The 14,242-nt window shown below is 46.3% G+C and carries 12 protein-coding genes and 5 pseudogenes; 7 read left to right on the top strand and 10 right to left on the bottom strand.

Annotated elements, in window-relative coordinates:
* Positions 1-106 precede the first annotated feature (106 nt).
* From IQ209_RS17220 to IQ209_RS17185, 8 genes and pseudogenes are all read right to left on the bottom strand, one after another.
* A complete protein-coding gene (locus tag IQ209_RS17220) occupies positions 107-1,117 on the bottom strand; it encodes a TraI domain-containing protein (RefSeq protein WP_193852423.1) in 1,011 nt (336 codons plus the stop codon).
* 225 nt (positions 1,118-1,342) lie between these two features.
* Positions 1,343-2,032 (bottom strand): annotated as a pseudogene (locus IQ209_RS17215) (N-6 DNA methylase).
* A 114-nt stretch (positions 2,033-2,146) separates the two neighbouring features.
* Positions 2,147-3,070 carry a DUF1281 domain-containing protein gene (locus IQ209_RS17210; protein ID WP_193852422.1) on the bottom strand — a complete coding sequence of 308 codons (924 nt, stop codon included), beginning with the start codon at positions 3,068-3,070 and terminating at the stop codon, positions 2,147-2,149.
* A gap of 90 nt (positions 3,071-3,160) precedes the next feature.
* The gene (locus IQ209_RS17205) at positions 3,161-3,466 is read right to left on the bottom strand and encodes a TA system toxin CbtA family protein (RefSeq protein ID WP_193852421.1); all 306 of its coding nucleotides are present in this window, start codon (positions 3,464-3,466) and stop codon (positions 3,161-3,163) included.
* Positions 3,467-3,482: 16 nt separating this feature from the next.
* Positions 3,483-4,025 (bottom strand): hypothetical protein, encoded by a 543-nt coding sequence (locus tag IQ209_RS17200; RefSeq protein WP_193852420.1) that lies wholly within the window; start codon positions 4,023-4,025, stop codon positions 3,483-3,485.
* A 119-nt stretch (positions 4,026-4,144) separates the two neighbouring features.
* Positions 4,145-4,612 (bottom strand): antirestriction protein, encoded by a 468-nt coding sequence (locus tag IQ209_RS17195; protein WP_228005962.1) that lies wholly within the window; start codon positions 4,610-4,612, stop codon positions 4,145-4,147.
* A 99-nt stretch (positions 4,613-4,711) separates the two neighbouring features.
* Positions 4,712-5,299 (bottom strand): antirestriction protein, encoded by a 588-nt coding sequence (locus tag IQ209_RS17190; protein WP_339378908.1) that lies wholly within the window; start codon positions 5,297-5,299, stop codon positions 4,712-4,714.
* A gap of 239 nt (positions 5,300-5,538) precedes the next feature.
* Positions 5,539-5,976 (bottom strand): annotated as a pseudogene (locus IQ209_RS17185) (IS1 family transposase); the annotation flags it as partial.
* Positions 5,977-6,119: 143 nt separating this feature from the next.
* Between IQ209_RS17185 and IQ209_RS17180 the strand changes: the two are divergent.
* Positions 6,120-6,864, top strand: a pseudogene (locus IQ209_RS17180) (IS110 family transposase).
* Between the two features lie 200 nt (positions 6,865-7,064).
* On the opposite strand, the gene IQ209_RS18505 reads toward IQ209_RS17180, so the two are convergent.
* Entirely contained in the window at positions 7,065-7,376 is a 312-nt protein-coding gene (locus IQ209_RS18505) for an IS1-like element transposase (protein ID WP_370588431.1), read from the bottom strand.
* Positions 7,377-7,424: 48 nt separating this feature from the next.
* Between IQ209_RS18505 and IQ209_RS17170 the strand changes: the two are divergent.
* The 4 genes and pseudogenes from IQ209_RS17170 to IQ209_RS17155 all read left to right on the top strand — a co-directional run.
* Positions 7,425-7,814, top strand: a pseudogene (locus IQ209_RS17170) (recombinase family protein); the annotation flags it as partial.
* 293 nt (positions 7,815-8,107) lie between these two features.
* Positions 8,108-8,434 carry a hypothetical protein gene (locus tag IQ209_RS17165; RefSeq protein WP_193852415.1) on the top strand — a complete coding sequence of 109 codons (327 nt, stop codon included), beginning with the start codon at positions 8,108-8,110 and terminating at the stop codon, positions 8,432-8,434.
* A gap of 243 nt (positions 8,435-8,677) precedes the next feature.
* On the top strand, positions 8,678-10,246 hold the full coding sequence (locus tag IQ209_RS17160; RefSeq protein WP_193852414.1) for a hypothetical protein: 1,569 nt from the start codon (positions 8,678-8,680) through the stop codon (positions 10,244-10,246).
* Between the two features lie 128 nt (positions 10,247-10,374).
* The gene (locus tag IQ209_RS17155; RefSeq protein ID WP_228005960.1) at positions 10,375-10,917 is read left to right on the top strand and encodes a hypothetical protein; all 543 of its coding nucleotides are present in this window, start codon (positions 10,375-10,377) and stop codon (positions 10,915-10,917) included.
* 547 nt (positions 10,918-11,464) lie between these two features.
* Here IQ209_RS17155 and IQ209_RS17150 read toward each other — a convergent pair.
* Positions 11,465-11,863, bottom strand: a pseudogene (locus IQ209_RS17150) (integrase domain-containing protein); the annotation flags it as partial.
* A gap of 25 nt (positions 11,864-11,888) precedes the next feature.
* On the opposite strand from IQ209_RS17150, the gene IQ209_RS17145 reads away from it, so the two are divergent.
* Positions 11,889-12,245 (top strand): hypothetical protein, encoded by a 357-nt coding sequence (locus tag IQ209_RS17145; RefSeq protein ID WP_193852412.1) that lies wholly within the window; start codon positions 11,889-11,891, stop codon positions 12,243-12,245.
* A gap of 45 nt (positions 12,246-12,290) precedes the next feature.
* On the top strand, positions 12,291-14,021 hold the full coding sequence (locus tag IQ209_RS17140) for a proline--tRNA ligase (RefSeq protein ID WP_193852411.1): 1,731 nt from the start codon (positions 12,291-12,293) through the stop codon (positions 14,019-14,021).
* Positions 14,022-14,242: the final 221 nt, after the last annotated feature.

The raw sequence follows: 14,242 nt of genomic DNA, 5'->3' as shown, positions 1-14,242 counted from the left end.
TTTTTTTCCTGTTATCAGCAACCCAACCCGGCGGCTTTTCAATATAGAAAGCCGTTAATCATTCCGTTAAAATTAATGACAAACTAAAATTGTTTCATTGTTAATATCATGACGATTCATTCCCGGCAGGCGCAACATTTTCTGACGGCCTGTCTGTGCGTTTGCTTATTTTCAAATCGTTATCATTCTCATTTGCAGTAATAGACAATGAAACTTCATCATTGGATTGAAATAATGACAATAACGTCCGGGTATCATCCGCCGTCGATGGAGGGGAACTTTTCATTTCATTTGCGGAAGCGGCTGATTGGGTTTCCGGCATTGTACCAGCTTCGGAAGCCAGGGCCGTTTCGACTGTCGTTGGCAAAACCCCCTGCTTCACCAGCGGGGAATGAACCTGCCCGGCCGCGTCCTGAAGCAACGCGTCAATCAGGGGGACGGAGGAGGGACGACCATTGAGGTGCAACATCAGGCAGTGCCAGGCTTCCGGTACGGTAACCAGCCACATAATGGCTTTTTCCGGTAACAAACTGGCGGCCAGCAAGGCTTCCTGTGGCACCGTCAGGGCATTTTCCAGGGTGCGAAAACGGAAACGAAAAGGGTTACCGGGGATACAGACACCCGGCTGCCAGAAATGCCCGTCATCCAGCTCCCCTTCCAGTTGCCGCAACAGGGGCAGGTGATAAAACAACGCTGCCCAGAACACCACCGCCTGCCATAAGACACTCTGGGCGGCCTGCGTTTCCGGTGCGGCCCCTGGGGGTAACAAATGCCCTTTTGCCAGCCGCACGGCGCAGGTGGTAAATTGCAGTGTCAGGTCAGCAAATCCCCCGGTTCCTGACCAGTCGCCTTCCGGTGTGGCGGGCACCTGTTGGACACTGCCCAACAATTGCTTCACCGGCGCGAGATAAAAACGCTGATACAGCCCTTCCGGTAACGCACTGTTTTGCCATAATTGCTGAAGGCACTGACGGCGCTGCGGGGTGGCTAACAATTCATCCGCCGATTGCGGCCGGAAATAGCACCGGCTGTCACGAATGGCTTCCGGTTGGTGTTCGGATGATTTTTGTGGTGTGGCAGATTGGCGGGCAAAATGCGATTTAAAACGCTGAAACATGTTTTTTCTCCTTCGGTTCAAATTGGGCCCAGTGTCGGTCAATCCCAGTCTGAAACAAGGAAAAACTCTTTTTGCGGAAATGAAAATTAAACTGACACGATCCATCCATTGACTCGCTTACTCAGTCAGTTTAATTTTCACTATAAATCAATCCATTAATATGATTTAAAAATAAAAAGCGCCCCGAAAGGCGCATTAGAACAATAGAATAGATACTGAAAAAATTCAGGCTGCCTGTGGTTGTTGATGCTCGCGTAAACGGCTCGCCCAGTTGCCCAGATAATGCGCCGGCGTATAACGTGTCCGTTTACTGCCGCCATCATGCAGGGCATTCCTGATGGTCACGGCGGCCGGAATGCCGGCCAGGGAAAGCTGGATGTAAGCCATCACTGCGGCCAGCGGGTCAATATCAATCGCTGACACCCACAGGCTGCATAACGGATCATGCCCCTGCTCTCTTAATACTTCGGCGGCGGCCAGTGTCATACAGCCCGCCCCACAAGCCGGCTCGTACAGGGTCACAAAAGGTTGCTCCTGCAAGCGTGCAGAGACATCCTGTAACTGCATCTCTGCCATCATTCTGGCCACGCTCCAGGGCGTAAAAAACTGATCGAGGGTTTTATCCCCCAATCCCAGCTGCATAAACACATTGCCCAGAAAATCACAGGGTGCCTGCGCCAACCCAAGAACGGTACAGGAAAACAGCTGCACAATCCGGTTAACATCTTCTTTTTCTTACTTTTTGATGGTTTTCAGGTAATACTGCTCCAGCGCCTCGCTGTAACAGTATTTATTGTGAATGGCGGCCATCGCACAATTACAAAAATCCTGAAAAACCTGATAACGACGGTGATAACGCGCCGTCTGGTTAAACAGAGAAATAAACTCTTTCTGATGATCGGGTCGAGATGCCATAACGTGTTTTCCTTGCAAAAAAATAAAGGGAAAACACGCCCGAAAAGGGAAAATGTTTTCCCTTTCGGTTGAAGTGAAGATAAAAAATAAATTAATGATGGATTAAACGAATGGCTATTGCCCAACGGCGATGGCCGGCACGGGCAGGCTCACCGCCCGCTTTTCCTCGTTGACCAGATAAAGCGCCGGCCGGCTCTCCCGTCCTGACTGCCCGTTGCCACTGTCCACATGCTCGCCCTGGTCATAGCAATCGTAGCCTTTGAGCTGGCCTGACAATCCGCTGTACCCGTGGCGAATTTCACAGTCAAACACCAGTGACAGTTCCCCCATCAGTTCGGCTGAAGGCGGAGCCCAGGGAGAATCAAAGCGCACAGTTAAGCAGCTGACATGGCAACGCTCCCAGCGGACATGGTGACCCAACGGCCATTCCATACCGTATTGCGCGTCGTAAAACTGCGCCGCAGTTGCAATCCCTTTCAGCAAGCCACTGTGACCGTTAATCTCAGTCGCCAGCCGGGTTGGCATTATCATCAGCATATCGCAGGGCTGCGCCGACGCCGGGTAAGTGTTCAGCTTATCCCAGCACGCGCCGATATCGGGCGTCTCAGACCAGCTCACCATCCCAAACCAGTCGGTATACTGGCGGGTCAGGAGACGGGCGATACTGTCACGCGCCGGCGCCGGGATGTTTTCCCAGCGCACCAGGCTCAGACTGGACTGGCGGTACAGATTATCTGTCCGTTTAATGTTATCGCTGTTTAACGGCACATTATCCTGCAACAATGTCAGCCACTGGTCAAAAGCCAGATTCTGCGCCGTCGGTGCCGCTGTACCACGGGCTAACGCCGGATACGGTGTATAGGTTTGCGGTTTAGTGGGTTTCAGTATCCCCGCACAGCCGGCCAGAAACAGCCGCAGGCTTTGCAGCACCGCCTGGCGGTAACGGGGAATTTCTTCACCGCAGACCCATTGTTGCATCACGTCAATACACACCGATTTGCCGGTAATGTCCAGTTGATTGGTAACCCATTCTGCCATGGTGAGGTTCCTCATTGGATTAATAAGAATAAACCGGAGGAACCGCGCCATCAGGGCACCATTCCCCCGAGGGGTGATTAAAAAAAGGGGTTATTCGGACGGTGACTCGTTGTCCTGACTGAGCAGTGCCTCGGTAATCCCGCAGTCGAAAAGCACCCTCAGCTCATCATGAATACCCAGATACGGTGTACTGCTCATATCCTGCGCACTCAGCCGGGTTAAATCGTATTTATCCACTAACTCGTTGATAGCTTCAAAGGGCTGAACGCCATGAGCCATCAGTTCAGCCACGGTGTCCGCTTCACACAGTGCCGTATCAGCCAGGTTCAGGCCAAAATGCCGCTTCAGCAACGAGCCGGCAATCACCTGCCAGGCAGTTAAACGTAAAGGTGCCATCGTCATCCCTCACGGGTTAAATACTGACTGTCGTGCCGTGCCGGAGAATATCCTGCACTTCACGACACTGTTGGTAACCGGATGAAACCACATGCAGCGCCAACAAATGCGCCTTATGCCACAATACCCGGGCCGCCTCTGTATTCTGCCAGCCCTGCTCAAACACGGCTGACTGGCACAACTGCTGCTGTTGCTTTTCCAGTGACAGGCGTTCTGAGGCCAGTGTCACCGGCTGTGCCCAGACAATCTCGTCATAGCATCGGCCGCCGAGCACTTTTTCATCCCGGGCGTCATAAATCATGACGGTCAGCGGGAAAAAAATGCACTTCGCTTGATGAGATAACGTTTCCGGCACCGGCCAGTCACCCAGCAGATGGATAACTTTCAGGCGCTGCACGGCTTCTGTGACCGAGGCCGCTTCACACACGGTCAGGGTATCTTCCCGCAGAAGCTGCGGCATTTGCGGGTGCTGCATCAGGCCGGTGACCTGTACGGTAAAAATGTCTTCACGTAATGCCGGACCGGTGTCATCCGGTGCCGGTAAAAAAATGGGGTTCATCGGTATTTCCTTGATTTGAGGTCAAATAAAGAAAACACCCGCCCGAGACCGGGAAGGTGTTTTCGGCTCCCTGGTCAGGCGCTTAAGAAAAGGGTTAACAGCATCATGGGCTGATAACGTCAGTTATGATTATTATTGACACTGCGGATTAATGAGGGACTCAGCACCTTATCTGGCATTCTTAAATCCAGTACTGCACGTATCAGTTCGGTTTCCGGGTGTTGCCGCGCATATTCCCGCAATTCGCGGAACCGACAGGCATCCTCATTGGGTTCATCCAGTACCGCGATACGGGCAAACACCGCTGTCGTCACCGCCAGCCCGAACGCATCAGCAGACAGCGTGACGGTTAACGCACTATCCGGCAAACAAACAGAATACGTGCCGGCGGATGTTGGCACCAGATAAGTCAGCTGTTCAGAGGCATCCCGCCTGTCCCAGCATTCATACCGGTATTCACCACATAAATGCGCAGCGGTATTGGCAATCAGAAACCCCAAAAACAACCGCTCCAGCGGTTTTTTGCCGGGAAATGCCGCAGACAGCGCGGGACTGTCCAGCATGATAAGTTCACTTTTTTGCATCATGTTCTCCTTAAATAAAAAAGACGGAGAACACCCTGCCCGACGGGAAGCATGTTCCCCGTCCGGGTAGCTGGCGTAATGCCAGGGTGGATTAAATTATCGTCATGACCCCGCTAAACCTAAAGCCTCCCGAATACACGGGGCCTGGGGATGTTGCAGCGCGTATTCCCGCAAATCACACAACCGTTCAGCGATTTCATCCTGCTTTATCAGTGCCGTCAGATAGCCCAGTACGCTCAGGGTGACCATCAGCCCGAACGTATCCGCTGACACCTCGCCGTTAAAGTCGGTGGTCTCGTTTTTGACCACATACGTGTCAGCGCGTGTCGGCACGGCATAGGCAATTTTGTCCGACACTTTCCGGCACTGCCATGTATCACACCGGTAATCCACACACAGCGCGACCGCCGCTTTAATGACCGTGTGCTCCAGCAATATCAATTCCAGTGAATTGGTTCGCGGAAAAACTGCCTCAAAAGGGGACAATTCAGACACCGGTACAGAATGCACCGTTGTCCTGATTTCGTTTTGTTGCATTGTGGACTCCCTGAAAACAACGGAGAACACATTGCCCGACGGGAAACGTATTCCCCGTTGGGTGGCTGGCGTCATGCCAGAGTGGATTAAATAACCTTCATCATCAACAACAAAGACGATATCTGCTTCCAAAGGTGGGCAGATGTACCACACAGTGTGTACTCCCTTGCAGGCTACGGGCGTGTGGGTGTCGCTGCCCGAAGGCGATCCTGACAAGCGACCGGATCATCGATAAGCCTGACCACGCTAATGAACGGAAATCATAAGGTCAATGCGTAATTCATTTTCCGAGACAAAAAAATAATGTCAGAAGCGCTATGGCGTTATTTGAATTGATGAGATTGCAATCTACCCGTTCCAATTTTAGGTCATAAACTCAATAGTTAGATCGCCTAAAGAAAGTAGTATTCACGCTCAATAAACGTTCCTATCACTTTGTCATGCATTTGTTCTGATTTGGAATAACCTATCGTTTTTCGATTTAGCCTTTTGATGCGGATACGCAAGGTGAGGTTAGTCCTTTCGATACGTTGGGTAAATTTCTTTCCTCTGAGGTGCTTTTCCTCCGGAAGGCAATCGTAAACGGCATAATCATCTGTACAGTAGAACTGGATATCGAAAGGAGACAGGAGTGCTAACAGTTTTTCCAGCGTTTTTCTGCTGCGATCACCGAATACATGTTCCACTATCTGTTTCATATTTCTAAGCATACCAGAACCAGCGCTGATTTTTTTGTTATCGACAAATGCTCATTGCTCGTCTATTTCGCAGATAATTTGGATGTGACTTTCCGCAAGCGGCAGCGTGGTTACGTGTCTTGGCTCGAGTTTAATGGAGGGATCCATCGGACTACATGAACCTTGCCAAACCCATAATTATTTATTCTATACGGGTTTCAAGATACAAGATGGTTCCCCTCACTCTAACGGCAGTATATTAGTAGGGTGATTATCTTTGATAAGAGGCTTCCATCATGAACACCATCGCACTTATTGGCATCGATCTGGGCAAGCATTCTTTCCATGTTCATTGCCAAGATCAATCGGGAAAAGGCCTTCTACGTAAAAAATTCACCCGAACTAAATTGATGGAATTCTTAGCCGACTGCTCTCCGGCAACGGTAGTGATGGAAGCCTGTGCTGGCGCACATTTCATGGCAAGGCAGATCGCTGATTTGGGGCATGAGGCAAAGCTGATTTCTCCGCAATTTGTCCGTCCCTTCGTCAAAAGTAACAAGAATGATTTTATTGACGCTGAAGCCATCTGTGAAGCCGCCTCACGGCCCTCAATGCGGTTTGTTCAGCCCAGAACAGAAGCCCAACAAGCCATGCGGGCCCTGCACCGTGTCCGGGAATCGCTGGTCCGGGATAAAGTTAAAACGACCAATCAGATGCAGGCCTTCCTGCTTGAGTTTGGTATCCGCATGCCCAAAGGGATTGCCGTGATAAAACGTCTCGCCACTGTACTGGCTGAACATGAACTTCCCCCTTATCTGATTGGGTATCAGTAAACGGGGCAACAAGATGCTGCGACAATTGTTGGTGCTCTGTGCCCGGTCGTTTATGCTACACTTGGAACATTATTCAGGAAAACTGGCTGACTGGGTTAGAGGGCAACTTGAACGAAAGCATTCCAATGTTGTGGCCTGTGCGTTAGCTAATAAATTGGCTCGGATAGCCTGGGCTATCACAACCCAACACACGGTATTTAACACCTAAAGCTGGCATCTGTGAACAGGTTTAAACGTTACCCTCACTGGTTTTGCGAAGACTGATAATTGATGACATGAACGGCCTATCGGCCTGATGAGAAACCTGGCATTAAAAATGGCTCTTGAAGCCGAGAGTTTTTTCAGGTCCATCAGGTGCGAAACTCATCGAGGCGCAGGCATTATGGCCTATCATGACGCCGGATAGATTTAAGCAAGCCAAAATTCATCAAAAATGAGTGTTGCAAAAAGGAGGGGAACCATAGATTTTAAAGTGCGGATGACCGTGTTAATACCGACTTTCAGGACGCGAGCTATGTCCCTAACGCCAGCGTTATTCAGCGCCATATCGACAATCTGCTCTTTCATACCGGGCCTACAGGCTTGATAGGTGTAGTTCAGCTGAAAGGTTTTGCGGTAGGCATAGCAGTGATAACGAGGATGACCACGACTTCCTTTTCCATGTCCTTTAACATCCTCTGCTTTGTGACAGTAACGACAAACCACATCAACTTTAGCCATATCTCACCAATAATAAAAAATGGGAAGTTTATCACAATATCTAATTATTGGGAGCATGACCTAGGTCGTTCTCTTCGGCATCTGATTGGGTTAGTGAATCAGCTAATGGAAAAAGGCGTTGATCTGAAAAGTCTTCAAGATCCCGTAAACACAACCCATGCACAAGGTCGGCTGGTATTTAATCTATTTGCCCCATTAGCTGAGTTTGAACGGGATCTGATTGTTGAGCGAACACCGGCAGGTTTGGCTTCAGCGAGAGCACGGGGACGTTCGGGTGGCCGTCCACAAGGGCTAAATGCAGTGGCAAAAAAGAAAGCAATTGCAGCTGAGGATCTGTATATACAAGGCGAGTTAAGCGTAAACGAAATAGCGGAAAATTTGGGGATCAGCAAAGTTACTCTTTATCAATATCTTCGATACCGGGGTGTACAGATAGGATGTAAAAATACCCATCCATAACTACTTACCTCTCTATGCCAACATTTTGCCCGTATTATGAACAGACCCGCTCGTACTTAAGCGAGCGGTATTACGCCTACAGTCCAGAGTTGAATTTGATTGAAATCGTCTGGAGACAGGCAAAATCCCACTGGTGGCGGGTTATGGCGACCAATTTGAAATTAATTTTTCTTGATGACTTATTGGATTTGTAACACCAACCTTACACCGCGCATAAGTTAAAATTTAAAAAATAAAAGTCTAATATTATAAGTGATGAATGAGATTAATTTATGATCTTATTTTTGATAAAATGTATTTTAAAATTAATAAATTTTAAAACTTATAAAAGAGGTTTTATGTTTAGTATTAATTCTGGTTCCATTCTTAATGGAATGACATTTTCTCCAGGCAGTGTGGTTGATCTCGGTAATAGATGGACAACAAGCACTGATCTAGATGGATGGAGTCTTACTCATTATACAGAAATTTATTTCCCAAATATTAAAATTCCCAATAACCATTGGACTCCACCAGATTTTCCATTACTACCTATTAATAATCCACATAATCTTGGCAATGTTGGTGATCTTTACTCTCTTAATATGCGATTAGAGTAAGCATTAGAAGAATTGAATGCTTAAATTCATAATCTTGCAATATTTGCTCGCTATTTTATTGGGTTTTATATAATAAATAATTCTACTTTAAAATTAAAAATAAATTTATCAAAAAATAATCTCATACTTACTTTTATAATTTGTATTTATTGATTTTAAAATTAGAGTTGATATAAATTTTTCTTGCCCTTTCAATCAAGGGATTAATTTTATCTTGAAAATAAATAAGTTAAGGATATAGATATGTCATATAATTTAATTGCATACTATGAAAATGGTATTCCATATACTGCGGATGGAAAGAGAATTCTTAAAATTATCCCGGCGACAATCAGCGGGAGAGACGTTTTAAACAGATTGAAATCTAGTTTTATGCCATCTACTCCTAACATTTTTCCTGGTATTGGGTATGGTGGATATGCGAAGTCGATTTACACTCTAACGGATGGTGCCCTTTACGCACCAGATGGAGGAATGAGCGTTCATGATATAACTAAGCGTTGGGGAGATAATGGAAAGGAAGGAATATGTCCAGTTTGTTCAAGAAAACAGTGTCCTTTTATAGAACGTGAAATAAAGAAGGCATTAGGACTATTGGACAAATATCGTAATAGGCCGGGTGGTGAGGCTCTCGCGATAGCGAAAAGTAGTCTGTTTTTGACTCGACCATTATTAAGTATCAAAAATATGTTTAACTCTACAGCGCCTGTTGTGATGAGCCATTTATCTATGCTTGAAGGTAAGCGGTTTTATTCAACCATGGATAATCTAAAAGGGCTTTTTGAAGATAGATTTTTACTAGATAATAGAATAGGTTCATTTAAGAGCTTATCATCTAATGCTCAAACTACATTACAAATATTTGCTTATGGAAATGAATCCAGGAAATCAAAATATGATAACTTTTACCACCATATGGGTAGTGTGGAAGGTACTGGAAGGAGTTCCCAATGGGGTAAAAGGGATTTTAATTCAGCTATTAAAGAATTATATAACAATATGGCTCCAACATTAAAAAATATTTTCGTACTAGATGAACTTGTCAAAGAGTTCGATAAATCTGGTCAAATGAGTACATATGTAAAACATATTGGTAAGTTAACTACAGATTTTCTTAAAAGTGAATATAGCGATAGCGACCATAAAGATATTGTTAAAAACCAATATGATTTCTTCTCGGGAAAGAAAACTAATTTGCAGCGAGACATACAACAATACATGTTTGGCGTTAGTAACCTAGACAAGGTCTTCAATATAGGGGGGATTTCTCAAGGCAGTACGAATATTACAACTAGCGCACTGCGTTTTTCAACGCAGGGATCGCGTGAGACAAACCCTCACGGAATACTCCAGGACAATGATCGCAGGGAGGGTAGTCAGGTTAATGCCTTTCGACATACACTATGGCAATCTGCAATTACCGCTAAATACGGTAAGGAAATAGCCTCTCGTGAGGCTGATGCACATGAACGATATGACACGTTAGATTTGAGTGTTCGCCATTTCCAAACGTCCGCAGATGCTGATGAAACGATTGATATGCTGAATAACCGAACAGGCCGCCAAATTGGCATGGCAAACGCCAATACGTCAATGAAAGAGCAGGCTAAAGCAGTATTAAACCACTTTCATAAAGAAGGTCTCTATGTTGCCAAAGAAAATGCCTCTGGATTTTCAGTGGTGAAAGAGAAAATTTCAGATGAACAGTTTTCTTATATGAAGAGTCAATTTGATAGAGGTGATAATGAAGGTTTTTCACCCGAACAGTTAGCGGCCGGGAAGCGAAAAGAACCCTTTGTCGATTATCAATGATAACGACTTAAAAATAATGTAAATTTAAGCTCGGCTTTTTCGGTTGTCATGGATATGCCATTAAGCGCGGTACTCCCGCCGACAAAAAGCCGACTTTTTTATATGAATGGGCAACGTAGAGAGAGGCGATGATGATAGTTTTTAACCCAGACAATTATTTGCTAGGGCGAAAAAGTCAATTAGTTACTTTGTTTATTATTTTTTTCTCTGTATTTTATTTATCCAGTTGCAGGGAGATTAATATAGCTGAAGGTATATTTGATTATACTGATAAATATTGCCATGTTAATGATGAATGTATTGTCAATATGAAAAACATCACACCGTTTAAGTGGGATTACATGTATATAATAGACAATGGATTTGAGCGTAAAGCTGTTGAAAGTTTTATCAACTTAAAAATTGACGTGGATTTGGATATATTTTCAAAAATCATCTTTGTTAAAGACAACAGAATTGTTCATCTTGAGCATTATATTTATATTTCTGACTCCGAAAAAACATTAGCATTAAATTTTGATGTTAGAAAAAAGGGGAAAAAATATATTAAGCATTACGTCATATCAAAAGATAATGCAGACGTTTTTATTAAAAAGGAAGAAATGCCTGATAATAGAGCTTATTATTGGCTTTCATACTCGAATGAAAATCAAGTGGCAAGGGTGGATTAGATAACCAACATACTGTTTAAGCTGTCAAACATAGAAAATACGGTCATCCGCACTTTAAAAAACGTTATATTGATATATATCAATTAATTTTAATAGAAAAGATTATAATTTATTTCCATACTCTGAAGGATTTTTTTCTTAATAAAATAAATACCTTGTTTATTATTTTTTGTAATCGCTACTTACGATTAGATCGTGGCAGTCCAAGCGGTCACCAAATTCAATCATAAAACGACTTATCGCAAGACGCCAATTTTGGATCAACACGGTCTATTTTTTAGATGCCACTTGGGTCTCCAACCAAATGTAACAGTGTTTAAAACTCACCATGAGGCAGAAACGGGTTAGGGCTAACATGTGAATAATCGGCTAAGTGTCAAGGTTGGTTTGCTCGTATTCCAATGCAGGGCGGGATTCCACTTTGTATAAAAAGCAATCTTTTTACGTAGAAGTGTCTTTTTTGATTAAAAGGCAATCAATTTCAAGGGGAGATCCCACCCTGTATTCCAATGACCAAAGCAGCAGACCGTGTATGATCCAATACAGCTTATTCACCCTCAATATTCCGGTAATACACCTGCCTGATATATCGTCCTCGCTCATCGCCATGCCCTAAATCCATCGACACCAGTGCCTGTGCTTCCTGCTCGCTGAAACCCTGCGCTTTGTAATGTTCACCAGATTGCTGAGCAAAATGATAGCGCATACTGTGTGGGGCTTTCTTGCCGCTCAGACCTGCCCTTCTGACAATATACCGGTAACGATCTATGGCCTGAATAACCGTCGGTTTATCAATCAGTTTGCCGCTGCGACCCGCCTGCTCGCATTCGGCGTAGGCAATAGCGTGTTGTAAGGCTTCCCTATCCAATATCAGCGTCTGTCTGGGCCGCCCGCCTTTGGTGCCGAAGACCACCCGCACAGAGGTATGTCCGTTTTCCAGCGCTTTAACGGCGGCGCGCGAGGCGACATTCATGGTACAGGCGGGGATGCGTTTTCCGATTACCGAACTGGTGGAACATGTTGACCCCTTCACTCAGCGAGGTCTTAATAACGCGTTTACGTCCTATTTCCTCTACCAGAACTTTAAAAAGCCGTCGAAGTGGAAAGGTATTGAATATGAAATAGGTGAGCCGGAAGACGACACGGAAAATTCAGACTTGATTCCTTTCGTGAGCAAAGAGGAAATATTAATGCGTCATCTTGAGCTGATCGTCTTTGAGCGCGACGACGGTAGCCTTTCTCTCAATCTTTGGGGACGAAAGAGCCTGTATTCGTCAGCCTGGCTGCAGGCCATGCTGGAGCGGTACAGGTGGCTTGCTGACGAGTAATATGCTAGCTTGAAATATATATATTAATTGAGTAAAGGAGAAAACATGACCTCTGTGCTTTTGGCGTCGCAAATGGGGATCCGTGTGGCGCGAGAGATGCCTGCCGGTGTCGATTCAATTTCTCACGCTTGGTTGCTTCGAGGCGGTTATCTTTTCCAGCATGCGGCAGGTATTTTTTACTTTTCTCCCCTGATGTATCGCGTCGAGCAAAAAGTTTCCACGCTGATTGCCGAAGAGATCACCAAGGAAGGGGGCAGCCAGGTCCGGCTGCCAATTCTTCAAAACGCCGAGCTTTGGAAGCAGTCGGGCCGTTGGGACGTGTATCGCCACGAAAAATTGATGTTCCAACTGACCGATCGCAAAGAAAGGGAGTTCGGTTTATCGCCTACGGCGGAGGAAGCGGTATGCGACGTGGCGAAGAAAATGATCGTGTCTTCAGCGCAGCTGCCGCTTATTTTGTTCCAGCAAAATATGAAGTTTCGCGATGAACTGCGTCCGCGCTCCGGCCTGCTGCGAACCCGTGAATTCATCATGATGGATGCCTATAGTTTCGACATCGACGAAGCGGGGTTGGACGTTTCTTATCAGAAGATGCGTCAAGCGTACCAGGCTATTTTTGAGCGGTTAGGCCTCAATTACATTACCGTTCAGGCGGACAGCGGCGCGATAGGCGGGGCCAGTTCGGAAGAGTTCATGTCGATCAGCGAAGCCGGCGAAGATACGCTGCTGTTCAATGATACCTATGCGGCCAATTTGGAAAAGGCAGCCTCCCTGCCGGCTGAACCGATCCGAGTGCCTGAGGCGGAAAAACGCATTGTTGAAGCGAATCATCGCACGCTGGAAGCAGTCTCGGCGGAGTATGGATTTTCTCCGTCATCGACGATGAAAACGGCGTTGTATGACATTCACCATGCGGGCAGCAAAGAGCGCGTCGCCGTATTGATGCGAGGGGATGGCGATGTGAATCTTGTCAAACTAGCGAACGCGTTTGGCGGTCTGGATGCGGGGCTGGTCGACGATGCTGAAATCAATAGCCTCATTGCGGCTAAACCTGCTTTTCTTGGACCATTCGGCGCTGTCGCGGATCTGAAAATGGTGGCCGATAAAAGTCTTGAGGGGCTGACGTCGTTACTGACCGGAGCCGGTGAGCCAAACAAATTCGCGCTGTCAGTTAAGCCGGGCCGAGATTTTCCTTTACCCGAGTACATTGATATTCGCGAGGCGAAAGTGGGAGAACTGGGGCCGGACGGCATCCCGCTTAAACAGTGCCGCGGCGTTGAAATCGGACATATTTTCAAACTGGGCGACAAGTACTCCAGGGCGCTTAACGCCGGCGTCAATGACAGCACGCAGACTTTCCGTCCTTTCCAGATGGGGTGCTATGGCATTGGCACTACGCGGGTCATCGCCGCATTGGTCGATCAGAACAGCGATCCGCAAACGGGGCTGATTTGGCCATTGCAAGTTGCGCCGTTCCATGTTCATTTGGTCGCGCTGAAAGCCGCGTTGCAGCCTGAGGCATTGAAACTTGCGGCGTCACTCGCCGAAAAAGGCGTAGAAGTACTGGTTGATGACCGCAAAGGCTCGGCTGGAGAGCTGCTGAAAGATTCGGATATCCTCGGTTTGCCTTTGCGGATCGTTATAGGCCGTGATTTTTCTAAGGGTAAAGTAGAGTTTCTCAATCGGCTGAATGATGAGCGCATATTGGTGGAGGTTGATGCGCTGCTTGAGAAAGTTTCGACGATTGTATCCGCAGCGTTGCTTCCGTCGCATTGACCTTGTTTTCGATTTTGGTAATCACCTAAACGATCACCTTTGAAAATGAAATGGGAGAATGTAATGAATGCATCCCAACCACTTAGTACTAACCTGAATTCTGGATAAGGTGTATTAGTCCAGATTAGATCTGACAACTACCGGTTATTTATACAGGTGTCTGTCAGGTTAAATCTGGGTTAAATTCTTTTCTGCCCAGAGTCGTTTTCCATCCAATAACG

The sequence above is a fragment of the Xenorhabdus sp. BG5 genome (assembly GCF_015163665.1).
Taxonomy (GTDB): domain Bacteria; phylum Pseudomonadota; class Gammaproteobacteria; order Enterobacterales; family Enterobacteriaceae; genus Xenorhabdus.
This window is presented reverse-complemented; position numbering and strand designations above follow the sequence as displayed.

Bases quoted from the DNA above. Each gene is read 5' to 3' on its own strand.
- IQ209_RS17165 (WP_193852415.1), top strand. From the start codon at position 8,108: ATGATCTTATTTTTGATAAAATGTATTTTAAAATTAATAAATTTTAAA.
- IQ209_RS17160 (WP_193852414.1), top strand. From the start codon at position 8,678: ATGTCATATAATTTAATTGCATACTATGAAAATGGTATTCCATATACT.
- IQ209_RS17205 (WP_193852421.1), bottom strand. From the start codon at position 3,466: ATGGCACCTTTACGTTTAACTGCCTGGCAGGTGATTGCCGGCTCGTTG.
- IQ209_RS17195 (WP_228005962.1), bottom strand. From the start codon at position 4,612: ATGATGCAAAAAAGTGAACTTATCATGCTGGACAGTCCCGCGCTGTCT.
- IQ209_RS17145 (WP_193852412.1), top strand. From the start codon at position 11,889: ATGGTACAGGCGGGGATGCGTTTTCCGATTACCGAACTGGTGGAACAT.
- IQ209_RS17210 (WP_193852422.1), bottom strand. From the start codon at position 3,070: ATGGCAGAATGGGTTACCAATCAACTGGACATTACCGGCAAATCGGTG.
- IQ209_RS17200 (WP_193852420.1), bottom strand. From the start codon at position 4,025: ATGAACCCCATTTTTTTACCGGCACCGGATGACACCGGTCCGGCATTA.
- IQ209_RS17140 (WP_193852411.1), top strand. From the start codon at position 12,291: ATGACCTCTGTGCTTTTGGCGTCGCAAATGGGGATCCGTGTGGCGCGA.
- IQ209_RS17220 (WP_193852423.1), bottom strand. From the start codon at position 1,117: ATGTTTCAGCGTTTTAAATCGCATTTTGCCCGCCAATCTGCCACACCA.
- IQ209_RS17155 (WP_228005960.1), top strand. From the start codon at position 10,375: ATGATGATAGTTTTTAACCCAGACAATTATTTGCTAGGGCGAAAAAGT.
- IQ209_RS18505 (WP_370588431.1), bottom strand. From the start codon at position 7,376: ATGGCTAAAGTTGATGTGGTTTGTCGTTACTGTCACAAAGCAGAGGAT.